Raw genomic sequence first — 25,396 nt, 5'->3', positions numbered from 1 at the left:
AAAGGAAGAAATAAAATGTCAGTACCATTTAATCAAAATTTAGACAATACAGAGAGATTAGTAGAAGCACCAGAATTTATAGAGTTTTTTAAAATTTCAAATAGTCCATGGGCAAACTTTTTTCCTACTGAAATTGTTGACTCAGTAAATATTGAGTTTATTGTTAAAAAACCAAAAAAACCAGAAGTAAAAATTATTGCTTGAGATGATAAAAGTAAAAGATATGAATTACCATATGTTGATACAGATAAAATTAGTAAAAAAATAACTAAAAAATATCTTGCAGGAGAAATTATTGCAGATGTAGATTTAAAAGCAAATAATGCACAAAATTTATTAAATAGTATGCAATATGAAGTTGCAAATGATTTAGCAGATAAATTGGCAATTGATGATACACAAGCAATTGCAAAATTTGCTACTAAAATCGATATTGAAGATACAACACCAGTAGGCTATTTAAAATCAATGTTATCTGCTTGAAATACTTTGTTTCAATTTAGAAACATTGCAAATAGTAAATTTTTTATTACTAATGGTCTTTATGATAGTTTAGTTTATTTAGCAGATAATAAAGGTTTAATTACCGATAATCAGTTGGCACAACAATTACGTTTAAATGGAAATAATTTATATGTAAAAGGTGTATTATGTGAAATCGTTCTTGATGATTATATGATTTTTACTAATGATAAAAATGAACAACAATTAATGACCTTTATTTTAGCAACACCAAGAGCGATGAAAAGATATATGATAGAAAATACAGTTATTTATGTAGATTTTATTAAAGATGATAAAGCAGGAAGAGCATATAAAGTTGCTGGTGAAGTTGTTGGAGAAGCAATACCATATATTTCTAATAATGAAACAACATCAAGATGAATGTTATGTGGAGTTATTAAAACAGAAAAAAATGATTTAAAAACTAAAATTACAAGTTTAACAACTGATATTACTGCAAATGTTAATAACAATAATAGTGAATTAAATACACAAATAAAAAGTACTAATGAACTTAAATCATTAAATCCAAATTTAACAAATCCAACTATTAAATATTTTAGTGATGCACAAAGTAAAACTAATATAAATAATCAAAAACAAAAAGCAGGTGACTTATATATAACTATTACCGCAAATGTTAATGACTTAAATTATAAAGGAACAACAAATCCAATTAAAATAACTCTTAAATAAAGGAAATTAATATCATGCCAATTGGTACAACTAGTACAGCAATACTTTTAAACATAAATAAACCAAAAAATACTAGAACAAGTAACCAACAAGAAAATAAAAGTTTTTGATGAGAAATTTTAGAAATGATTGGTGTACAAGTTATAGCAGTAGCACTTGCTCCTTTTACTGGTGGGTTAAGTGAAAGTATAGCACTTGGATTAGGTGCAAGTGATTTAGTTGCTAGTATTAGTGCTGTTGGTGTAGAATTTTTAACTGATTTTACTATTAATCAAGTTTATGATTATTTAAAAGGAAATGTAACAAAGTTAAATACTTTCTTTAATATACTTCCTGCATTTGCTGGACTTAATAAAATTAGTCGTGGTTATCGCACTACTAAATTTATTAAACTAGCAGAAAAAACTAAAACATTAGAACAAGTTGGAATTAAAGAAGTAAAAAACTTACAAGAAATTATTAATCAAGTAAGTGGAAAAGAAATTTTAACAGATAAAATTATTGGTAATAAACGTTATTTAATGAATTATAGTTTTACTCCTAATCGTGAAACAGTATTACGAGATTTAGGTTATGTTGCTGAAAGACAATATAAGAATAATTTTCAAAAATTAGAAACAGAAAAATTAATGGAACACTTATTATTACAAAATACATTAATAAAATTAAGTCCACAATTAACTCCTAAATTTAAAATTAAAGATATCGAAAAAGCAAATAACTTTTTAAAAAAATTTAATACTGATTTAAAAAAAGTACTATCTATGAATCAGCATGATTGATTAAATTTAGTTCATACAATACATACAGAAAATAGATATGGAAAAACTTTAATTTTAGATTTACAAAAAATTCGTGCTAATGCTATTAAATTTGCTTTTAAAAATAATGTTATTCATCAACTTGTTTTAAAAGCAAATCAAACTTTTAAATATTTTGATATTAGATTTTATTTAAAAAAAGGTTTAAATAAATTTTGAAAAGATACATCATATTTTGAAAAAATACGAGAAAGTATATATAAATTACAAGAAAAATTTGAAAAGTTAGAAAAACAAGCATTTGAAAAAATTAATAAATTAAAACAAAAAGCAACTGATTTATTTACTAGTGCAGAAAAAAGAGCAATTAAACATGCACAATTAATTCCATTAAATTCACCAGTATTTATGGGTTGTAAAATTCAACCTTTATCATTAGATAAATGTGCAATTACTATTTATCATCGCAATCCTAAATATAAACCAATTACAGTTGTTGATAGTATTCTTAAAGCAAAAACTTTTGTTACTCAAATACATCCATTTCATTGATATCGTTGATATAGTGGTTGATACATTGGTTATGGGGTAAATAGTAATAAATGATTAAAAGCAATAGCATTTGCTCCACCAGTGGTGCAACAAGTAATTAGAGATAGTTTTAAAGTATATAGAGAAATATTTAGAACTATTAGAACTTATCATAAAGTAGTAAATGTTATTAATAATCCTATTGAAAATATTAACAAATTATTTAAAAATGTTGGTTTAAAATTTTCAGTAAATACTTTATTTGGTACTGGATTATTACATCATTTAGAAAAGTTTGCATATAGTCAAGTTGTAGCAAAAAGTAAGAAAAAATTAAAAAAAGGCAAAAATAAAATACAAAAAGAAATTGAACATATAACACATAAAAAAACAAAAAAACATACTCATCATTATAAACAAGCATTTTTTAAGGAATGATAAATTATGATTAATAAACTTTGAACTGATGTCAGTCTTGAAAATTATAATAACTGATATCCATTAACTGGAAAAATTATAGAAACACCACAGCAGTATATACAAACATGACCTAATGTTAATGATTGATTTAAAACTTTTGCTATTCGTGCTCAAAATGATATTAATGCTTATCTTGATTTTATTTTATCTAAATTTCCTTTCGATAGTTTTAAAGATGAATTAATTAAAGAAACATTAAGAGATATGGTTTATGTTATGGTTGAACATTGAGTATTTAATCGTACACCAATTGAATTTAATGTTGATGCTACTATTCAATTTAATAATGGTACTCAATTTAGTGCAAATAGTACTCCTACAATTAATGTTTGAGATTTAGCACCTAGTAGAATGAAAATATGAGCAAGATTAACAGAATTAAAACAAATATTTTCAAGTTATAATGATGATGAAATAGATGTTGAAAAAATTGACTTAAAAGCATTTTATACTAGAAATCAAGTTGATGAATTAATTGAACAACAAAAAGAATTTACATTATCAAAACAAATTAAATTATATGATGATTTAGTTGATGATAATGATAATGAAATATATAGAGGTCCTGTTAGTAAATTTATTAATAAAGGTTATGTTGCAACAGATTACGATAAAGAAACTGAAACAATGATTTTAGATTGACCTGATGAAATTGGAACATTACCACCAGAAGCATTACAAAATAATCCACAAATTGGTGATTATACACATGCACCAACTTGTGATTTTTCTGCTAAACAACAAAAACGAATTACTACAAATGAAAATACTATAAATCAAATTTCAAATTATATATTTAAAAATAGAGATGATATCCTTGATATTAAAAATAATTGATTTAATATTGAAACTAGTCCTTTATGAAAAAAAATTAATAATGAAAATATTTCATTATTAACTTGATATAGTGTTAAAGTTAAATATTCGATTAGTTTGAAAAAACAACCAAGTGATAAATATACAAATTTTAATAAACAAGTTAAGTTTTATTTAAAAACAAATGATATAAATTTTCCCTCTTTTGATTCAATTTCTTTCATGGAATATATTTCAACAAATGAATCTGTATTATATATAGCGGGACTTGTTTATAATACCGAAACTAAAAAATTTATTATTAGTGGTCAAGAATACCCCAACCAAAAAGGAAAATATTTTTTAGTGGATTAGTAGAAGAAATATATCAATATATAGGAAAAGGTGCACCAACTGAATTTATAGCAGAAGATAGTACTGAACGTGATTATTATACAAAAATAGAAACTAATGACTTATTAAATAAAAAACAAGATAAATTAATTGCTGGTGAAAATATTAAAATTGAAAATAATGTTATTAGTACTACTAGTAGTGGTGGTGAATCATTATGAGAAGTTAATAAAGATAATCCTAATTTTATTAATTCAAAAGATGATAAAGGTATTAGTGCTAATAATAAAAGAATTATTGATGTTGGAACACCTACTTTTGAAACTGATGCAACTAACAAAGAATATGTTGATAATAAAATACCAGATTTAACTAATTATTATAAAAAATCTGTTTTTATGAAAGGATATTTTACATATAAAGATGATAGAGACCAATTATGAATAAATGATAGTTCAAATAGTTCTCTTGCTATCTCATTATTGCTTAATAATACTTATGGAAGATTAGAAACTAATAATAAAAATATTGTTGGTGCTATTAATGAAATAAATAAAAAACAAGTTAAAGAAAATTGAAAAGTAATAGGTAAAAGTATAAATAATCGTAAATATGGTGATTTTAATCTTGCTTTTAATACTCTTTATAGAGTAATTATTACATGGGAATCTCCACCATTTCATCAAGTAAATACAAGAATAACAGTAGAATTTAAAACAGGTAATTATTTAGGTGGAATACATGGAAGTAAAATATTTCTTACAAAAGGTTTAATTAATAATGAAGAATGTATTTTATATTTACAATTATTAGATATTAATAAATGACAATTAATTTTAGAAGGTGGAAATGAAAAATATGCAAATATTTTTTCATTAGAAGAATTACAAAATACAGTTAAAGTAGATATTATTCAACCTATAAAAATTACAAGTCATACTTTAAAAATAAATGAATTAAAAAATAATGAGATTAATATTGAATTACCAAATACTCCAACACCAACTCCAAATATTTCACAATGAAAAGAAGTAGGAGAAGTTATAACAGATAAAAATAATAATAATCAAAATTTTATAAAATATATATTTAAAGATAAAACACATTATAGAATATATATAAGTTATGGTGATTATACAAGTAAAGAAAATAATAAAAATTATAGTTGACAAATAATTAATTTTTATTATCAATTAGATACAAGCGTTGTAAAAAGTAGTTTATGAATAGCGAATAATAACAATAACCAACAAACTGAAATTAATATTTATAACAATAGAATAATGTGGGGTATGGGTAGAGATTATATTTTTAAAAAATTAGAAGAATTACAGGAATAATATTATGTTTTTTAAAATTATAAAGATTATTTTAGGTTTAATTGGAGTAATTTTATCATCAGCAATAGCGGGTTTAATTATATTTATTATTGTAAAAATAATATTAAAAATTAATCAAATATTTTAGAAAGGTGGTGAATATTATGTTAGGTAGATTTTTTAGAAAAGATAAAAGTAATATTAGTGATAATCAAAATGAAAAAGTAAAATTTTTAACTAATAAAAATAAAAGTACTCATGCTTCAATTTTAAATTATTTTGGTTTTAATGATTTTAATCATGAAACTTATTTTACTGATTTTGTAGCAGAAAATAATGCTAATTTATATAATGCTCCATTAGAAATAAATAATGAAACTATTAAACAATATTTAATTCAACAAGAATTTTATAGAAAAAATTGAAATTCTATTTTTAAATTAAGTAAATTAGGAATTAGTGGTTATTTAATTTTTATTGCTAATGATGATTTATATTTTCAAGTCGTTGATATACAACAAAGAGTTTATGATATTACTGGTAAATTAATTCAATGTACTATTTTTTATGATAGTTACGAACAAAATGCACAAACTGTAAGATTATTTGAAATTTATACATTAAATAATGAACAAATAACAATTAATCGTTCAATTTATAGTATTAGTGATAATAAAAAACAATTTCCATTAGATTTTAAATCATACATTAATAATCCAAATTTAGAGCAAGAACAAACACTAAATATTAATTATATTCCAATAGCAATTATGCGAAATAAAGCAAATGAATTAGCAGATTGTAATAAAGTAATGGAGGTGGTTGGCCCTTAATTACTGGACCATTTTTGATATAAAATTCTAAATTTTAATTTGTAAAATTGGTGGTTTTAGAAATTTAGAATGTATTCTTTCATAATTATAAAACATAACATATTGATTTACATCATTTATAGCTTCATTGATGGATAAATATTGATTTGATCCTTTAGGTAGTCATTCTTGAGATAAATGAGAAAATCAGTTTTCAGATAATACATTACCACCAATATCATAAGGTTGTTTTTTGCTTAAAATTATTTGTTTATCCTCTGCTCATTTTGTGATATCCTGACAATAAAATTCGTTGGCGTTATCTGAATGTAAAATAACATTTTTTACTTGATTTCAAGAAAATTGTTTGTTGATTTTTTCAAGAGCAGGAAGAATTAAATCCTGATATGATTTATTAGGAGCAATATTATAACTAACAACATTATTTGAATAAAAATCAATAATTACAAAAAGATATAATCATCCTTCTTTAGTATTTATTTGTTTAGTGTCCATTGATCAAATTTGATTTGAAGAGGTTGTACTTTTATAATCTTTGTTTACTTTATCCATTGTAGGTATTCACTTATTTGGATTTTTTTTGTTTTTAGGATAGTTATTTTTAGTTTGTTTTAATCCTTGAATATTGTGTTCTTTCATAATTTTTCGCATTTGTTTTATTGATAATTCTATATTTAAAATGATATTTTTTTCTTGTTTTAATCACTCTTTAAAAGCTGAAAAAATTCTTAAATATCCATAAATTCTGCCTTTTCTTGTAGAATGAAATTCGATTAAAAGTTGGCATATTTTTTGATATTTATGATTGCATTTAATAATATGATTTTCTTCTTTTTTAATAGGTTTTTGTTTATTTTTTAAAAAGTAATATGTTGATCTGTTTAATTGAAGATATTGACATAGGTTTCTAATTGAATATTGATTTTTACAATCATCAATAATTTTAATTTTTTCTTTGATATTTAATTTGTTAATTACTAATGCTATTTGTTTAATTTTATCCATTAATAAAAATCCTTTCAGGTTAAAATTAGTGTTAATTATATAACACAATTGTTTTTAGAATACATTCAGGTTTTTTAAATTAATGGTCTAGTAAAAAGGGCTAAGTGGCGGATAAAATTAAAGCATTAGATGTTATTTATGAACAAATTGTTTTAGATACCATTTTAAATTCACCTAAATTTATATTTAGTCAAACTTATGGTAATGTTCAATCAACATTAGAAGAAGCAGTAAGAACATTAGTTACTAAAAACTACATATTTAAAAGTGGCGGAGATAATAATGAACAAAACGAAAATATCAATATGACAAATAGTAATTTTAAAGGTAAAAATTTAACTGATATATACGATTGAAATGTTAATGAAATATTTAAACGTTGTGGTATTCATATACCAAGTCAAAAGAAATCTGCACAACAATCAGTTCCTGAAAGTACAGCTGTAAATATTTCAACTATTAATTATATTGAACAAAAATTATGACAATTTAATATTGATATTCTTAAATTTATTCAAATATTAATACGTTTAGACAAAGATTTATTAAATAGTAAAACCTTTAATATTAATGATGAACAAGAAATTAATAACTTAACAGTTAAATTAAAATTATTTAATCCCGAAAATAACCAATTAATAGGAGAGAACAATGGAAAACAACAACAAACCACAAACGAAGTTTCCACAGAAACAAACTAAACTTAATCAAGCAGAAGTAGAAAATGATTATTTAATTGATAATATTCCTTATGACTTTACTAATATGATAGGTGCTACTAGTGACCCAGATATTAATAGAGCATATGATGAATTTAAAAAAAGAACAATATATATTTATGAAATTGAACGTTTATTTAAAAATAATGAAAATAATAGTTTAAGATTTTCAGCAAATACTATTAAAATTGGTTTTATTAATATTGATAAAGTATTAAAAACTACTGCTGCTGAAACATCAGATTTTACTATGCAATTAAATCAAAGAGCTAGCACAAATATTAATGATAATACTATTGAATATAGTATGACTGATATTAAAAATTTAATTTTTCAAGAAATAAATTTATTAAATCAGTTTAAATTATATGCAGTATCTATTAATGAACCATTAACTGAAAATAATATTGATAATTTATATATTATTAATAACTATTCTCAACCTTATCAAAATCCAAAAACAAGAAGTACTAAAAGTATTACTATTATTAAAATTAAAGATTTTAAAACAAGAGATGGTTATCCAATCATTATTAAATTACAAAAACCATTAGATAAAGATACCAAAGTAATTGGTTTAAAAATTAAAGCCCCTAGAAGCATGATTTTTGGCAATATAAAAGTACTTGGTGAAGTTGACAATATGGAAGTATACCCAAAGTTATTTGTTAAAGATAAGATAGCATTTCCGCTGTTATCAATGCCTATTGAAACTCAACCAAAAGTTAGAATATTACAACAATGATTTAGTGAACAAATTTTACCTTGAAATTTAGCAAAACAATTTATTGGACAAGAAAAATCAGTTTTAGATTTAATTAAAATTAGTACTGGTACTGTCACAAGAAAAGAAGTTATTAATAATGCAAGAGTAACTGATACTTGACTAGGTTGAGAAATGGGTGCTGTTTGAGATGGTAATTGACCATTAAAACACGAAATACATTTAGAAGATAAAAAAGTTTTATCTTATAGTAATGAGGGATGATATGTTTATCTTGCAACCAATAATAGATTTAAAAGTATAGCAATTGAAATACAAGATGCACCAACAATTGATAGTTTACAACAACTATTATTAGATATGCTAAGTTATACATATAATTATAATAGAAATTTTAATGGTGCAGAATATGATGATAAAGGTAAAGCAAAAAATAAAATGGCAGAATTACGTGATACATTTTCTGGACAAAAACCGGATGAAATAATTACTAACTTATTTAAACAATGAGAGTTTGAATATCCAAATTATATAACTTTACCACAAATACAAATATTTAAACAAGTATTTATTATGTTATCAAAATATATTTATTCATCATTATCAATTAATAAAGGATTAAACGATGATAATAAAATATTATTACCTTATTATTTCGAATTAAAATCAAGTCCTATAAAACCAAGTGATAAAGAAATTTGAAAATTCAAAGATGTAAAAGTAGTTTTAAAATCTGAGTATTTTGACTTTACAGATATTAATAATATTAAATTAAAAAATAATGATATTAGCCAAAATGAATTATTTAAATTAGATGATAACCAGTTTAATTGATTATCTATTACAAATGAATTAGAAAGTAACAATATTCCATCATTAATTCCTGCTGATTGAACATTAAGTAATGGTGAATATGGTAAATATTTTACAAAAACAATTATTAATAAAGATAAAATTAAAGATATATTAAATTTATATGGTTCAAATAAATCTCAATTATTTTCAAAACTAGAATTTTATAAAGAAATTTCACAAATTGATAATATTAATGAATTTGAATTACAAATTGAAAATCCGATTAACAATTTAAATCGGATTGAAATTAGTGGAATATTTGGTTCTGGAAATTATGATTTAACTTTAATAACTGATAAACAAGAAATAAATTTAAAAAATATAAATTTATTTGATAAATATAATGAAAATATTTCATATATAAATATTGAAATTTAATTATCAAAATATCCATCAGGATATTGACCATTTCATTTTATATCATCTTTAAATGTTGGCTTAATACCAAAATATAAATCTATTTTATTTTCATCATATAAATTTTTAGTTTCTCATATTGTTGTTCCAGCCCCTCCCCAGTAGACTGTATAGTCATGTCCTAAATATGACTTATAATTATAAGTTTTATAATATGACATTATACTTAATAATAATGCGGTTATAACAGCACTTCATAATATTATTTTTTTATAATTTGTTTTAATTCATTTTTTAAAATTATTTATTTTTTTTCCTTTTTGTTTTGTCACACTTTGGACATCTTTTATTAGTTCTTTGCTATCTTGCATTTTAATTACTCCTTATTTTATTTTTTTATTCCGCCATGGCATGAACATGCACCTTTACCATGACTATTAGTTCAAGTACCATCATTACATTGAATAGTATATCCTGTGAATGAACATCGATAAGTGCTTATAGAAAATGATGGTATTGATGCAAGATATAAAATCGTTGTCATAATTTTTTTCATATTAAATTACTCCTTTTTTCCTTGATTTTACTTTTAAATTGTACTATTTTATATTATTTTTACAAGTATGCTTTTAAATGCAAAATAACGCCTAAATTAAAGGCGTTTATTTTATGATACCTATACTATTAATTATATTGAAATTGTTTATTATATTTTAAATATGAAAGTGGTTTTTTTATTGAATTTTAAATTACACTTATATATGTATATAATAAACAAGTAAATTAATATTTTAAATTATTTACAATAAATTTTGATTTTTTTAAAATAGTTAGGAGAAGTAAATTTGAATTTTAATTATAAATGAAATTTTAGAGAACAAAATGCAAAAATTGATAAATTAGTTTTAAAACATATAACAAATAAATGAGAAAAAATAGATTGAAGAATAAAAAATACAAGAGATAAAAAGAAATATAAAATTGTTGATTATCAATATCGAACAAGAAAAATAATGTATGGATTAGTAACTTATAAAAGAAGAATTTATGAATATTTTAATGAAAAATTACAAAAATGAGTTCGTGTTTGTTTAGTTGATGAAATACTAGAACTGCCAAAATATAAAAGAATAGGTGAAGATATTGAACAAACTATTATTGAATATTTTGCTGATGGAAAAAGATACAGAGATATTTGAGATATTATAAAAAAAGCAAATATTAGTCTTAGTTCTATTCATAGAGTTTTTAAAAATTTAGAAGTAATTGAAGCAAATCCAGTAAAAGTAAATTTAGAAAAAAATCAGCCTATTTTTGTAGCAATTGATGATGGTCACCGAAAATTTTGAAATTTAAAACGTAAAGGTACAAAACATTCTATGCGATTAATAGTAACATATACAGATAATATTAATCACAAAGTACAAAATAAAAGAGTAAAAGCAATTATTAGACCAACAAAAACAAAAATTGGAGTTAAAAAAACTGCTGAATTTGTTAAAGAACATTGTCAAAAATTTTATGAAAACATTGAACAAGCAAAAATTATTATTTGTGGTGATAGTGCAGGATGAATTAAAGAAGTTGCTGATTATTTAGGTGCACAATTTGTTTTAGATAAATTCCATTTAATTAGAACATTATATCTTGGAATAATGGCTGGAAATAAAGGAAAATATTTAAAAGAATATAATCACTGTAAAAATTTAATTAATAATGGTAAATATGAACAATTAATTGATTATTTATATAAAGAATTAGATAATCATAAAAAATTAAAGAAAAAATATTTTAAAAATAATAAAAATGGTATTGAAAATCAAGGTGCAAAATGAAATGTTGGTTGTTATACTGAAACTAATATTTGACATGTTTTAAAAGAAATGCTTGGTAATAAAACATATAATATTTTAATTTATATTAAAATGGTTATTTTTAAATGTAATAAGATAAATTTAGAAACATAGTTTTAATGAATGTAATAGTTGCTTATTATTTCACAATTTGCAATAGCATCCCAAAAATTATTATTTTTTATTTTTATTTTTAAACCAATAATTAAAAATGTTAATGACAAAATTATAGATACAAAAATTGGGACTATAATTGTAGAAAAGATAACAGCAATTTTTAACTGTAATAAAGAATAACTATAATAATTATGGATAATATATTCATTTCCAAAATTTTTGAGAGAAATAGTATTATTAGTTAATATGTAATATCAACTATATTTACTTCATAAAGTAAAACCATTATATTCATATATTAAAGGTTTTATATTTTTAAATAAATGGTTATTTTTAATAGTTACTACTTCTTTTCCATGAAATAAATCTAATAATAATAGTCCAATAATCATAATTAAAATAGTTAAAACGAATAGTAATACAGTTAATAACTGTAATTTTTTGAGTTTCATCTTTAAAATCTCCTTAACTTTATTTCATAAGTTTAGCATTTACTAAAATTTAATATAAGTATTTTAGTTGAAATATCTTTTAAAAAATAGTAAGATGAATGTACAATTTCATAAAAATCCTAATTATTTCTTGTCTAACATAATAATAAGACTATATGAATTAATTTATTCCGGATTTTTGACAATCTCTCAAAATTTTACTTATAGAAAAAATTGAAAATTTTAAAATTAATTTTATTGAAATTACAATATATGCACAAGATATAGACTTAACTTCTTACTATCTCTCACAACATAATCTTGAAAATAACTCTAATAAATATTATTTTAAAACAAAAAATAAAGCAATAATATTTTTGAAAAAATACAAGAAAATCTATGAGCAACGAATAACAAAAACTAAAGAAAAATATGGAAAATCAATACCATTATTAAATGGTTTGCAACTTAATCAAGAACAAGCACTATTAAAAGAAACAAACTTAATAAGCACAATATCATTAAAAAATAACAATAATGTTTTAATAAAAATTAAATTAACTGAACAAATTGAATATATATATATACAAGTCTTTTCATAACAAATAATCAAAAAAGTGATACTACAAGTCTTTTAGAATTTGAAGATCAACAAGCAGACACATTAACGCTACTTTCTGATATTTACTATGATAGCACACCAACCCAATCACAACAAAATTTAAGTTCTTTTATTATTGATACTAGTACAAACATTAAAGAACAAAGTCCTGAAGAAGAAGAAATAGAAGAAATAAAAGATGAAAAAAAATATGAGTTCCTTAATTCTGAAAACTCACAAATAGTAAAAAATAAACTAGCACAAAAAGTAGTATATAGCATATAAAAACTTTTAAATAAATTAACTAATGTTATTCTTTTTTTAATTTAAAAGAATAACATTTTTAATAACAAATTAAAGATTGACTACTATCATTTAATTCTGAATTATTATCTCAATTATCCAACATATCATTAATTGCTCTAATTGAAATAGGATCAAATCTAATTAATTGATTATTAACATCAATAATTAAATTATCTACCATTCTTTCCAATTCTCAATGAAACATTAATGGTTTTTCTTTATTTTGTAATTCTTCTTTTTTATTGTTCAATTTTGTTAATATTTCCATTAAGCTAACTGTACTATTTTCATTTCAGTTATTATTTATATTTACAAAATCATTTCTTAAATTTTCAATTTCACTAATAGTTTTATTTATATACCTTGCTTCTGCTCTCTTTTCATATCATTCAGGGCCACTTGCCACTTGCCACTTAGCCCTTTTTACTAGACCATTAATTTAAAAAACCTGAATGTATTCTAAAAACAATTGTGTTATATAATTAACACTAATTTTAACCTGAAAGGATTTTTATTAATGGATAAAATTAAACAAATAGCATTAGTAATTAACAAATTAAATATCAAAGAAAAAATTAAAATTATTGATGATTGTAAAAATCAATATTCAATTAGAAACCTATGTCAATATCTTCAATTAAACAGATCAACATATTACTTTTTAAAAAATAAACAAAAACCTATTAAAAAAGAAGAAAATCATATTATTAAATGCAATCATAAATATCAAAAAATATGCCAACTTTTAATCGAATTTCATTCTACAAGAAAAGGCAGAATTTATGGATATTTAAGAATTTTTTCAGCTTTTAAAGAGTGATTAAAACAAGAAAAAAATATCATTTTAAATATAGAATTATCAATAAAACAAATGCGAAAAATTATGAAAGAACACAATATTCAAGGATTAAAACAAACTAAAAATAACTATCCTAAAAACAAAAAAAATCCAAATAAGTGAATACCTACAATGGATAAAGTAAACAAAGATTATAAAAGTACAACCTCTTCAAATCAAATTTGATCAATGGACACTAAACAAATAAATACTAAAGAAGGATGATTATATCTTTTTGTAATTATTGATTTTTATTCAAATAATGTTGTTAGTTATAATATTGCTCCTAATAAATCATATCAGGATTTAATTCTTCCTGCTCTTGAAAAAATCAACAAACAATTTTCTTGAAATCAAGTAAAAAATGTTATTTTACATTCAGATAACGCCAACGAATTTTATTGTCAGGATATCACAAAATGAGCAGAGGATAAACAAATAATTTTAAGCAAAAAACAACCTTATGATATTGGTGGTAATGTATTATCTGAAAACTGATTTTCTCATTTATCTCAAGAATGACTACCTAAAGGATCAAATCAATATTTATCCATCAATGAAGCTATAAATGATGTAAATCAATATGTTATGTTTTATAATTATGAAAGAATACATTCTAAATTTCTAAAACCACCAATTTTACAAATTAAAATTTAGAATTTTATATCAAAAATGGTCCAGTAATTAAGGGGCAACCACCCTTTTAATCGAATTTCATTCTACAAGAAAAGGCAGAATTTATGGATATTTAAGAATTTTTTCAGCTTTTAAAGAGTGATTAAAACAAGAAAAAAATATCATTTTAAATATAGAATTATCAATAAAACAAATGCGAAAAATTATGAAAGAACACAATATTCAAGGATTAAAACAAACTAAAAATAACTATCCTAAAAACAAAAAAAATCCAAATAAGTGAATACCTACAATGGATAAAGTAAACAAAGATTATAAAAGTACAACCTCTTCAAATCAAATTTGATCAATGGACACTAAACAAATAAATACTAAAGAAGGATGATTATATCTTTTTGTAATTATTGATTTTTATTCAAATAATGTTGTTAGTTATAATATTGCTCCTAATAAATCATATCAGGATTTAATTCTTCCTGCTCTTGAAAAAATCAACAAACAATTTTCTTGAAATCAAGTAAAAAATGTTATTTTACATTCAGATAACGCCAACGAATTTTATTGTCAGGATATCACAAAATGAGCAGAGGATAAACAAATAATTTTAAGCAAAAAACAACCTTATGATATTGGTGGTAATGTATTATCTGAAAACTGATTTTCTCATTTATCTCAAGAATGACTGCCTAAAGGATCAAATCAATATTTATCCATCAATGAAGCTATAAATGATGTAAATCAATATGTTATGTTTTATAATTATGAAAGAATACATTCTAAATTTCTAAAACCACCAATTTTACAAATTAAAATTTAGAATTTTATATCAAAAATGGTCCAGTAATTAAGGGCCAACCACCAGGAAATAATTTTTTGTGTACAAATGGCCCCAAAATAAATAATACTAATAATGAACTAGTAGCAGCACCAATTAGCATTCGAATTGGTAATGAAAATTTATTTTCATTACTACCAAGTGCTTTAACAATTTTTTCATTACATAAATATGTTATACCAATTCCTGGTATTGTACTAAGCAAAAACCCACTACCAATAATACCCACTTTTTCTCATATATTTAATCCTTGATAATTATATATTAATTGTTGTCTACTATCTTCTGATATTCTTTCTTGTCTTATCATAATTTACTCCTATTTTTCTAATTTGAGTTAATAAAATTAATTATTAATATCTTAACATAAAAACTAACATTAATATTTTATTAAACAATTAATTAATATATTTAATATTCTAAAATAAGAATAATAAAAACTAATTAATGGAAATAAGTTTATTAAATAATAAAATAATTAAAACTTCTTTTCATTATTAATATACTCTCATATATTATCCTTTCAAAGTTGCTAACATTACAGCTTTAATAGTATGTAAACAATTTTCTGATTGTTGAAATACCTTTGATGCAGAAGATCGAAATACTTCATCAGTAACTTCTAATTCACCTGTTCCACCATATTGTTTAACAATATCTTGAGTAATTTGTGTATTACCATCATGAAAACTTGGTAAAGAATGTAAAAATATAACATCTGATTTTGCAATTTTCATTTTTTCATCATTAACTTGATATGGCATTAATTCTTTAATTCGTTGTTTTAATAAAATTTTATCTTCACATACAGATGTTCAAACATCAGTAGCAACTACATCAGCATCTTTACTTGCTGTTTTATAATCTTCTGTTAAAATAATAGAACCACCCGTTTCTTGAGCAATTTCTTGACATTGTTTTAATAGTTGAGGATATGGTCATAAATTTTTATTAGTGCAGATTACTAAATTCATTCCTAATTTTGCACTAATAATCATATAACTATTAGCCATATTAAAACGAGCATCTCCAAAATAAACAAATTTAATACCTTTAACATCTTTATTTTTTTTACACTCTTGAATTGTCATAATATCAGCTAGCATTTGTGTTGGATGATATAAGTCAGTTAAGCCATTTCATATCGGAACACCGGCATTTTCAGCTAATTCTTCAACATCAGTTTGTTTATATCCACGAAATTGAATACCATTATAAATTCTACCAAGAAATTTAGCGGTATCAATAATTGATTCTTTAACTCCTAATTTACTACTAGTTGGATCAAAATATGTTGAATGCATTCCTAAATCACAAGCAGCAACTTCAAACGCGCTTCTTGTTCTTAATGAATCTTTTCGATATAATAAAGCAACACTATAACCTTTTAATGGCTGTTTTTCTATTCCTTTTTGTTTTGCAATTTTTAAAGTAGCAGCTAATTCTAATAAGTAATAAATTTCTTCTGAAGTAAAATCTAATAAACAAATAAAATTTCTGCCTTTTAAATTAATAGCCATGATATGTTTTCTTCCTTTCAATTCCTAATATCTTTATTTAATTTAACATTAATATACAATATGGGCAACACTCTGGCCACATGACAATTCAGAATTAGTAATTTCATAAACATGGATATGTATTATTATATTTAATTTTTAACTCAAATTTATTAACAGCAAGTAATTATTTTGTTAATAAATTATTGAACTGAAAGTTGTTTTAAATATTTTTCTAGTGAAATAATATATTCTTTTTTAGAATTCCATTCTTTCAAAATTTGATTGATTAAGTAAGAACATATTTTTTTATCTTGGATAATACTCATTACAACAAACTTTTTAATATAAAATACTCTAATACCATTTCTGATAAAAATTTTAGCAAGTAATAAAACTATTTTTAATTTATTAATTTCTGAATATATATATATTAATAGCAGACTTACTTTGCATTCAGTATTCTCCTTAACTTAAAATATTCTTTTTTTCTCTCTCATAGTTAACATTTAAAACCTTTTTTTATATTTTTGCAATAAATATACAAAAAATTACTAATGAATATATATATATTAAATTAATAAGTGTATTTTATTGTATACTTAAAATTTAAAACTATCAAAATAAAATTTTAAATATACAATAATAAATGAAAATGAAAAATATTAGTTTAGTAATTAAATGTAAAATTAAAAAACAAAACTTTAAAACTTACTAAAATAGAATATTTTATAAAAGTTTTGAAAATAATGTTTTATCAATAAAACTTAATATAATTTTAAATTTAAAATTTGTACCTATAATTTAGGTACAAATTTTTATTATTTCTCATTTTGCTGTGTATACATCACAATACGTAAAATAAGTTGTAATATTTCATAAATCATACGAATCAAGTAATAAATAAACTTAATTTGGAAAATTCAACTAATAGCACGTATTTCTTTTTCATTTAAAATACCAACAAGATTTTGACAAATTTCTTTTCTTGATTTAACATAAAAAATCATTTGCATTGAAGAAAAAAGAATTAATAAAATACTACCTAAAATTGATAAAACAATTGAAAGTATATTGGCGCTCGCTGCTGATAAGGTAATTCAAGAATTAGCAGGTGAAAGAGCAAATAGAATAGCAAGTGCAAAAGGAATTAAAACAAAAAATAATGTTATTTTACGAGAAAAATCTCATCAAAAAGTATTAAAACGACTACTATTTGAACTACTTACTGCCCAAGTACTTTCCATTGCCATTGCTAAAGTATAAATAGAACGACGGTGATAAGTTCATGGTAATAGTCTTAAAGTAAAATTACCATTATTAAATAAATATGGCCTTAAATAAAAAAACCTAGGTTCAACAGTAATACTATTAATATTACCAAATCCCTTAAATTTTATTCTTTTTGCATTAATACCGTATGTTTTTAAATATTTTTGAGATAACTCGCCACCAGTTAAATTAGCACTATTTTCACGATGGAATCAAGAATACTTAATTCAAGTGAAAAATCAAATCATAGTAACAACAAACAAAATTACACCAACAATAGCTACTAAGCTTGCTAAAACAATTAAACTAGTTGATCAAGTCTTTGGATCATTTGGATTAACTGAGGATAATAATAAATTAGTCATAATCTTCTCCTTTCTAACTATTTGAATAGAGTCTACAATATTATAACATAGTATTATTCCACCACGAAAAGAAAGTTATAAACTTCTTGATCACCATCAACAATTTCATATTCAATATCATAATCTTCATCTAAAATTTTTTTCATAAAATTAATTTGATCTTTTGAATAACCTTTACCTTTAAAAATAGTAATTATTTCTGCACCATCTCAAATTAATTTAGTAAACAATACTTTAATTACATTAAATAAATTTTCATTTGAAGCAATAATTTTTTCTTTACCATCTTTATTACGAAAACTAACAGCAGAAAAAAAGTGTTTTTTTCCAATTTTAATACCATCTATTTCAACATCACGATCAGCAACTGTTACATAACCAAAAGCAGCATATTTAATTTCACTTCACATATTTTTATTATTTTCTTTTGCACTTAATTCAGGATTGAAATTTAAAGCTGCACGCATACCTTGAGCAATATTTTTAGCAGGTAATACAAAAACTTTTGATTTTTTTTCTAATTTTCTTGCTTGTTCTGCTGCTAAAAATAAATTACTATCATTTGGCAAAATAAAGACATTTTTTGCATCGACAATTTCAATTGCCTTTAAAAAGTCATCTGTTGATGGATTAATTCTTTTTGAATACATAATAATATTGTTAACCTTTAATTCATCTCTAAAAAAGGTTTCAATTCCTCTACCAGGAACAGCAGCAATTAAAGCAAATTTATTATTTAATTTACGAATTGGTTTAATAGTTTGTGTATGTGCTTTTGCCTGTTCGGTCATATTTTCAATTTTTACTTTTAAAATTTCACCAAATTTCTGAAAATAATTTAAAATTTGACCTGGTTTTAAAGTATGAACATGAACTTTGATTAAATCTTCATCATCTACTAAAACTATTGATTGACCATCCATTGTTTCTAAATCAGTTCGTGTTTTGCTTAAATTAAAATCTAACTTACTAACTTTATTTAGTTTTACAATAACTTCTGAACAATAACCAAAGTTTTCTTGATTTAAAACCATTTCTAATTTTGCTGTATCTTGTTGTTCTAATTTTTTCTTTGGTGAAATAGCTTTACCGTACTTTAAACCATACACCATACCTTCAACAATATAAACTAAACCAGCACCACCCGAATCAACAACTCCTACTTTTTTTAAAATTGGCAATAAATCAGGTGTTCTTTTTAATGATTCATTCATTCCTTCTAGTAATTTTTCAAAAATATAAAGCGAATCTTTGCCTGTTATTTCTAATTCATTAATATAATTAGCACCATCTTTAATAATAGTAAGAATAGTACCTTCTACTGGTTTCATAACTGCACGATATGCATAATCTTGCGCACTTTTTCAAGATTTTAATAAATCCTCATTACTAATGAAATCATTTTTTAAATCTTTTGTTTTTATAGTTTGAAAAAAACCACGAAAAATTTGAGATAAAATAACTCCAGAGTTACCACGCGCACCCATCATTAAACCACGAGAAAAAGTAGTAGCAAATGTTTTTAAACTATCATATTCTTTGCCATTTAATTCTTTTATACCATTCATCATTGTTAAATTCATATTTGTTCCAGTATCACCATCAGGTACTGGGAAAACATTTAATTTATCAACTTCAAAATGATGATTATAAAGATTATTAGCACCGCTAATAAGCATAACTTTTAAGGTTTTAATATCAATTTTTTTCATTTAATTTCACCTTATATTTTCTTTTATTCTTCAATTAAATCATGAACAAAAATGTTAAGTACTATATAGTCTTGATGTTTAATAATCTTTTCAACAATATATTTTAAATTTTTCTGAGTTTGATTCATAATATTTCAAATATTATTATTAAAAAAACAAACTATATTAATATCAATAATTCAACCTAAATCAGACTTGTTAACTTTAATTCCATAATTATTATCTTTTTCATAAATATTGGCAACACCTGGTACAGATAAAATACTTTCTGATAATGCTTTTTTAATAATGTTCATAATATCTTTATCTTTCTCCACATAATCACCCCTATTATATTAATAATAAATTAAATTTATATAAAATAAAATCTCTTATAATTTTTATAGTCTTTTATATTATACCTAATATAATATATCAAGACAATAATAATCTTAAAGATAAAGATATTATATATTGATAATGGTTTTTTCTATATAAAAACATAATTAAGAAAAACTAAACTACCTAATTATTAAATATAAAATACTATCTATAATTTTAAAAATTAATATTAATATTACTTTTAGTAAAGTAATACAATAATAATTAAATAATTACTTATTCTTAACTGTCTTATTTTTATACTTAAACATTATATAATAGAAAATAATAAAATTTAAAATATATAAAATACTAACTAACCAAAAGTATAATTAATAATTAAACTATACTTCAAAAATTTACTATATAAATTTTAGGAATTTTTGTGTTTTTAATCGTAATCTTATTTTTTGCAGAAATTTCAATTACAATTTTCACAATAACAATTACATATTTCAATAAATTACCTCCTATTTTATATAAAAAGATTATCACTTTTTAAAATAAAAATTAATTTAATGATAACGAAAATATATTAACTTCTTAATAACTAAATTTAATGTTCAACCACTTATTAACAATTGTAATTTTATATAATATAAAATAATATTTAATTGTTAACATTCAAAAGTGTTAACTATAATAAGTATTGAAATTTTATATACATAAAATTTAATGATTTTGAAAGGAACAATAATATGTTAAAAATATCTACTAATTATTTACCAGATCCCACTGAATATGCTAAAGTTTTTTGTGAATATATATTCAAAACTTTAATAGAAAAAATTATATATTTTTATACAACAGTCAATGGGTTTCTAGATCAAAAATTTATTACATTTTTGACTAATGAAAAAATTGCTAATGAATTTAATAAAACAAAAAATATGGATTTAGAAACATTAATAAAAGAATTTTATGATACACATCATAAAATTAAAATTCCATTAATAACAATAAATAAAAAATTAACAAAAGAAATTGAAAAAGAAGTAAGTGAAGTATTTAATAATACAACTACTTTAACTATAATTTTTTATAAAATTTGTATAAAAGATAACGCAACTAATAGTGATATTAGTGATTTTTTTATTGAAAAATATACAAAAAAATTATTAATACTTTTAAAAATATCTATTATATTTTTTATTACTATAACTATATCAAACATTTTAGAATTAGAGATAACAAAAAAAAGAAACATATTTCAACAAAAAACTATCAAGATAATTTAAATATACAATTAATTAAAGAAATAAAAAAAAGTCTTGAATATGCCATTTTAATAATAAACAAAATGGATACAAATATTTATAAGCGAAATTTAAAAATAACACCAGAAGAAAATTTACAAAAAAAAGCACAAGATGCAGAAAGTGAAAAATATGATGCATCATATTTACATAAAAAAACTAATGCTAATAATTGTATACTTTCATAAACGTTTTCTTTAATCTTTATTTTCTGTTACGTCAATAATAACTTCACTATTATCATCAAGAATTTCTTTAGTTATAAATTGACCAACGCTTTCAGCACCAGTTTTATCAGCAACCGTTTTTAAACGACTTAATTGTTTTTCCAACGGAACTAATGTTTTATTAATGCCAACATAAAGATCGTGATTTTCTACTAAACACTGTAAAAAATTATTATTTAATAACTGAATATGAACGGAAATATTATATGTATGATTACTATTTCTTTCAATACCAACTTTAGCAATCATATCTTTTTTAATATATTTAGAATACTTTTCTTGTAAATAATTAAAATTTTTATCAACAGCATTTTTAATTTCATAAGTAATATTAATATTTTTTCCATGGACAATAACTTGCATGATTAATTGCTCCTATCTTTTAATTATTATATACATTTTCCCATAAACAAATAAATTTTAAAAGATAATAGTGTAATTAAATTTAAATTATTAACAACTAAGCAAAATACCAATTATATTTATAATATGCTTAATATCATCTTCAGTTAAATTAATGATTAATACTCTATTTTTTATCTTTTCATGATTTTTGTTTTAAAAAATTTTGTTTTCCATTAAAAGTAATAGCTGTTTTTCAACGTGGATAATTATTACCTTTAGTAATAGCATTAGTATTATTCATTGGTTGTAAATTACTAATATCAGAAGTACCTCCATGAAATAAAGGTCGTTGATGTATAATAGTTCAATTATAACTTTTAGGATCATCATTAAGTTTAACATTACTAATAAAGTTATTTTTAAACATTAGCGCACCCGCATAGTCTTTTCGATATAACTGTGGATTATAATCATCAATAATTTCTCCTTTATTTCATACTTCTTCAATTTGTTGTGGTGTTCAAGTTACTTCACTATTAACAACATTACTACTGTTATTACTACTGTTATTAGTTTGAACAGGATTTGGATTACTAGTTACTTGATTATCAAGTAATTTTGATTGTGGAAGTGCACCTCCACCAGTATTATTAATAACTATATTTATACCTTGTGTTGATTTATCATGTTCATTAAAAAATCGATCTGTAAATGATGGTCCAATAGTTTGTTCACCAAAAAGAGAATTTTGTTCAACACTTGCGGGTATTTCTGTTGCTGATAAAGCATTATTATTTGTCAATGATAACGCTTTTTTTGATTTATTTCTTAAATTAGCCATTATTAATCATAAAGAAAAAAGTACTAAAAAGAAACTACAAATTAATGCAAAGCCTCAAGGTAAAATAAAAAATAAAACATTAATAATTTTTTTGTCCATAACATAACTATAAATTTTTTTATAACCATAACTTATTAATAATCCTGAACCAATAAGTAAGACAAGCGAAATTACTACTACTATTAATGCTCATACTAAAGTTATTACTCCATATTTATTTAAAAAAATAAATGGAATTGTAATAAACACTAGAGTAATAACCGAAAAAATTAAAGTAAAAATTGTTAAAATCTGAAAAGTAAGAGTAAATGTAATGCCTTTACTATTAATTACTTCAGTTAAAATTACTAAAATCTCATTAACATTAGTATGATAAAGTATAAGTCATAATACTCAACTTATAATCAAAGTTATTGCCATTAATCCCGAACTAACAATAATTCCTCAACGATTATGAGAATTAATGTTTCTATAATTCTCTGCTGACACTTCCATACTAAAACCTCACAACTCTAAAATCTCATATATTAAATTCTATCATAAATGATGATTAACATGTTTAACGACAATTATGAAATATAAATGAAAATATAACCTTTATAAAAATACTTCTTGAAAATTAAAATTTAGATTTAACTTAATAAAAATGTATCATAATATTTTTAATAAACTTTAAATTTGCAACTTTCTTGCGAATAATTTTTTGTTAAAGATTGTTGATTTTGTGATTCTGATTTATTAATTTTTTCAATATTTAATCTTTCATCTAATGATTCATCTTCAAAAAATTTCCTTCTACTCTCTTTTTTTGCTAATCTATTTTTTTCTAAAATATCAAATAAACTTTCTACTTTTAATGTACCATTTAATTGAGGTTGTACTAATGTTTTATCTGTTTCTAACGTGGTAGTCATTTCTAATTTTGCAAGGTCTAACTGCTTAGTTAAAATATCTTGTTGTACCCTACTTCTTTCTAGACTTAATTGTTCAAGTTCTTTTTCCCTAATCAAATTTTCTGCTTCTATCTTTCTTTTTGTATTTCTGATCTTATTTTACTAATTTCTAATTCCTTATTTAATTTTTTATTTCATTCTTGAAAAAATTTTTTGACATTTTTTCTTCTTTTTCTTTCTGCTCAAATTGAAAGTGTATTACCAATTATTACACTTCCAGAAAAAATAGATATTGGTACTAACCCAACACCACTTACAAACAAGCCAGTAATAGCAGCAGTACTTATAACAGCTTGAATACCAGTTTTTCAATAAAATTTTTTATTTTCTTTATCTAAATTTTTTTTGCAATAACAACAGTTTCATTATTACAATCATTTAAATTTTGCAATTCTGTTTTCATATCTTTTATCCTTTTCAATTGTTTATTTACATTTTTATATATATGTATGTATTTTTTTATGAATTGATAATGAACAACTATTACTTGTTTCTCCATTTACTACTTTTGCTAAATTAAATTCTTGAGGGATCGGTGATGAAGTAATATTTAAACTAGTTATGTTATTAAGTTTTGCTAATTCTTCTCTTGCTTTAACTAATTCAAGTTCAACTTTAGTTCTTTTTAATTGTTTTTTAAGAATTCTTGCTCCTACTGTTTCTAATTGTAATTCTTCTAATTTTCTCTGAAGAATACTTGATTTTTCATTATTCTCATCTTCTAATTCTACTTTCTCTTGTTTATTTTGTTTAATCGTAGCTTTAATAACTGCACCCATCATAGCAGCAGATGTACCTGCACTAGCTGCTATTCCTAAATCAGAACATTGAAAGCCATCAATTCCACCAACCGCTAATGTTACTACTGTAGCAGTACCGGCAGTTATTATAGGTAAATTTTTTACAAAATTTTTTTTAAATTTCTTTCGAAAACTTTTTTTCTTGATAGTGAAGGTTTAACAACTTCCACTACATAATTATTTTCATCTTGCATTGGACATATTCCGTAATTAAAT

24 protein-coding genes are annotated in these 25,396 nt (G+C 22.4%); 12 read left to right on the top strand and 12 right to left on the bottom strand.

Going from position 1 to position 25,396, the window contains the following annotated elements; all coding sequences use genetic code 4:
* The first annotated feature begins 15 nt into the window (after positions 1-15).
* Genes AAHM89_RS02520 through AAHM89_RS02510 form a run of 3 tightly spaced genes read left to right on the top strand, consistent with a single transcriptional unit; the run spans position 16 to position 4,142 of the window.
* Positions 16-1,200 carry a hypothetical protein gene (locus tag AAHM89_RS02520; RefSeq protein WP_342266852.1) on the top strand — a complete coding sequence of 395 codons (1,185 nt, stop codon included), beginning with the start codon at positions 16-18 and terminating at the stop codon, positions 1,198-1,200.
* 14 nt (positions 1,201-1,214) lie between these two features.
* Positions 1,215-2,933, top strand: a complete 1,719-nt coding sequence (locus tag AAHM89_RS02515; protein WP_342266851.1) for a hypothetical protein — start codon at positions 1,215-1,217, stop codon at positions 2,931-2,933.
* A 3-nt stretch (positions 2,934-2,936) separates the two neighbouring features.
* On the top strand, positions 2,937-4,142 hold the full coding sequence (locus AAHM89_RS02510) for a hypothetical protein (protein WP_342266850.1): 1,206 nt from the start codon (positions 2,937-2,939) through the stop codon (positions 4,140-4,142).
* 76 nt (positions 4,143-4,218) lie between these two features.
* On the opposite strand, the gene AAHM89_RS02505 is transcribed toward AAHM89_RS02510, so the two are convergent.
* Positions 4,219-4,461, bottom strand: a complete 243-nt coding sequence (locus AAHM89_RS02505; protein WP_342266849.1) for a hypothetical protein — start codon at positions 4,459-4,461, stop codon at positions 4,219-4,221.
* A gap of 58 nt (positions 4,462-4,519) precedes the next feature.
* Here AAHM89_RS02505 and AAHM89_RS02500 point away from each other — a divergent pair, with 58 nt between their 5' ends.
* Genes AAHM89_RS02500 through AAHM89_RS02490 form a run of 3 tightly spaced genes read left to right on the top strand, consistent with a single transcriptional unit; the run spans position 4,520 to position 6,273 of the window.
* Entirely contained in the window at positions 4,520-5,461 is a 942-nt protein-coding gene (locus AAHM89_RS02500) for a hypothetical protein (RefSeq protein WP_342266848.1), read from the top strand.
* A 4-nt stretch (positions 5,462-5,465) separates the two neighbouring features.
* Positions 5,466-5,588: a hypothetical protein gene (locus AAHM89_RS02495; protein ID WP_342266153.1), complete on the top strand. Its 123-nt coding sequence runs from the start codon at positions 5,466-5,468 to the stop codon at positions 5,586-5,588.
* A 16-nt stretch (positions 5,589-5,604) separates the two neighbouring features.
* Positions 5,605-6,273: a hypothetical protein gene (locus AAHM89_RS02490; RefSeq protein WP_342266847.1), complete on the top strand. Its 669-nt coding sequence runs from the start codon at positions 5,605-5,607 to the stop codon at positions 6,271-6,273.
* A 27-nt stretch (positions 6,274-6,300) separates the two neighbouring features.
* Here AAHM89_RS02490 and AAHM89_RS02485 read toward each other — a convergent pair whose 3' ends face one another.
* Positions 6,301-7,278 carry an IS3 family transposase gene (locus AAHM89_RS02485; protein WP_342265776.1) on the bottom strand — a complete coding sequence of 326 codons (978 nt, stop codon included), beginning with the start codon at positions 7,276-7,278 and terminating at the stop codon, positions 6,301-6,303.
* 104 nt (positions 7,279-7,382) lie between these two features.
* Between AAHM89_RS02485 and AAHM89_RS02480 the strand changes: the two genes are divergently transcribed.
* Positions 7,383-7,979 (top strand): hypothetical protein, encoded by a 597-nt coding sequence (locus AAHM89_RS02480; protein WP_342266846.1) that lies wholly within the window; start codon positions 7,383-7,385, stop codon positions 7,977-7,979.
* Positions 7,930-9,954, top strand: coding sequence for a hypothetical protein (locus AAHM89_RS02475; protein ID WP_342266845.1), 2,025 nt, complete (start codon positions 7,930-7,932; stop codon positions 9,952-9,954). The genes AAHM89_RS02480 and AAHM89_RS02475 overlap by 50 nt, the downstream gene beginning before the upstream one ends.
* Here AAHM89_RS02475 and AAHM89_RS02470 read toward each other — a convergent pair.
* Complete coding sequence (locus tag AAHM89_RS02470; protein WP_342266844.1) at positions 9,951-10,304, bottom strand: hypothetical protein; 354 nt, start codon at positions 10,302-10,304, stop codon at positions 9,951-9,953. The genes AAHM89_RS02475 and AAHM89_RS02470 overlap by 4 nt on opposite strands.
* Before the next feature lie 474 nt (positions 10,305-10,778).
* Here AAHM89_RS02470 and AAHM89_RS02465 point away from each other — a divergent pair, with 474 nt between their 5' ends.
* Positions 10,779-11,900, top strand: a complete 1,122-nt coding sequence (locus AAHM89_RS02465; protein ID WP_342266843.1) for an Mbov_0401 family ICE element transposase-like protein — start codon at positions 10,779-10,781, stop codon at positions 11,898-11,900.
* A 2-nt stretch (positions 11,901-11,902) separates the two neighbouring features.
* On the opposite strand, the gene AAHM89_RS02460 is transcribed toward AAHM89_RS02465, so the two are convergent.
* Positions 11,903-12,355: a hypothetical protein gene (locus tag AAHM89_RS02460; protein WP_342266842.1), complete on the bottom strand. Its 453-nt coding sequence runs from the start codon at positions 12,353-12,355 to the stop codon at positions 11,903-11,905.
* 356 nt (positions 12,356-12,711) lie between these two features.
* On the opposite strand from AAHM89_RS02460, the gene AAHM89_RS02455 reads away from it, so the two are divergent.
* Positions 12,712-12,936, top strand: a complete 225-nt coding sequence (locus AAHM89_RS02455; protein ID WP_342266841.1) for a hypothetical protein — start codon at positions 12,712-12,714, stop codon at positions 12,934-12,936.
* A 342-nt stretch (positions 12,937-13,278) separates the two neighbouring features.
* On the opposite strand, the gene AAHM89_RS02450 is transcribed toward AAHM89_RS02455, so the two are convergent.
* A complete protein-coding gene (locus AAHM89_RS02450; protein WP_342266840.1) occupies positions 13,279-13,647 on the bottom strand; it encodes a hypothetical protein in 369 nt (122 codons plus the stop codon).
* A 111-nt stretch (positions 13,648-13,758) separates the two neighbouring features.
* Here AAHM89_RS02450 and AAHM89_RS02445 point away from each other — a divergent pair, with 111 nt between their 5' ends.
* A complete protein-coding gene (locus tag AAHM89_RS02445) occupies positions 13,759-14,736 on the top strand; it encodes an IS3 family transposase (protein WP_342265776.1) in 978 nt (325 codons plus the stop codon).
* A 172-nt stretch (positions 14,737-14,908) separates the two neighbouring features.
* Positions 14,909-15,532 (top strand): DDE-type integrase/transposase/recombinase, encoded by a 624-nt coding sequence (locus tag AAHM89_RS02440; RefSeq protein WP_342265927.1) that lies wholly within the window; start codon positions 14,909-14,911, stop codon positions 15,530-15,532.
* A gap of 4 nt (positions 15,533-15,536) precedes the next feature.
* Here AAHM89_RS02440 and AAHM89_RS02435 read toward each other — a convergent pair whose 3' ends face one another.
* The 7 genes from AAHM89_RS02435 to AAHM89_RS02380 all read right to left on the bottom strand — a co-directional run bounded on the left by AAHM89_RS02435 (position 15,537) and on the right by AAHM89_RS02380 (position 25,162).
* Positions 15,537-15,860, bottom strand: a complete 324-nt coding sequence (locus AAHM89_RS02435) for a hypothetical protein (protein WP_342266839.1) — start codon at positions 15,858-15,860, stop codon at positions 15,537-15,539.
* A 205-nt stretch (positions 15,861-16,065) separates the two neighbouring features.
* Positions 16,066-17,070, bottom strand: a complete 1,005-nt coding sequence (argF, locus tag AAHM89_RS02430) for an ornithine carbamoyltransferase (protein WP_339039716.1) — start codon at positions 17,068-17,070, stop codon at positions 16,066-16,068.
* Positions 17,071-17,870: 800 nt separating this feature from the next.
* Positions 17,871-18,686 (bottom strand): hypothetical protein, encoded by an 816-nt coding sequence (locus AAHM89_RS02425; protein ID WP_342266838.1) that lies wholly within the window; start codon positions 18,684-18,686, stop codon positions 17,871-17,873.
* Positions 18,687-18,739: 53 nt separating this feature from the next.
* Positions 18,740-20,398, bottom strand: a complete 1,659-nt coding sequence (locus AAHM89_RS02420; RefSeq protein ID WP_342266837.1) for a DAK2 domain-containing protein — start codon at positions 20,396-20,398, stop codon at positions 18,740-18,742.
* 23 nt (positions 20,399-20,421) lie between these two features.
* On the bottom strand, positions 20,422-20,715 hold the full coding sequence (locus AAHM89_RS02415) for a hypothetical protein (RefSeq protein ID WP_174481144.1): 294 nt from the start codon (positions 20,713-20,715) through the stop codon (positions 20,422-20,424).
* Positions 20,716-24,448: 3,733 nt separating this feature from the next.
* The gene (locus AAHM89_RS02385; protein ID WP_342266836.1) at positions 24,449-24,643 is read right to left on the bottom strand and encodes a hypothetical protein; all 195 of its coding nucleotides are present in this window, start codon (positions 24,641-24,643) and stop codon (positions 24,449-24,451) included.
* Positions 24,644-24,817: 174 nt separating this feature from the next.
* Positions 24,818-25,162 (bottom strand): hypothetical protein, encoded by a 345-nt coding sequence (locus AAHM89_RS02380; RefSeq protein ID WP_342266835.1) that lies wholly within the window; start codon positions 25,160-25,162, stop codon positions 24,818-24,820.
* Between the last annotated feature and the right edge of the window lie 234 nt (positions 25,163-25,396).

This window comes from Spiroplasma endosymbiont of Villa modesta, from assembly GCF_964030925.1.
Taxonomy (GTDB): Bacteria; Bacillota_I; Bacilli_A; order Mycoplasmatales; family VBWQ01; genus Spiroplasma_E.
Note: the sequence above shows the minus strand (reverse complement) of the source record. Positions and strands in the feature narration are given on the sequence as shown.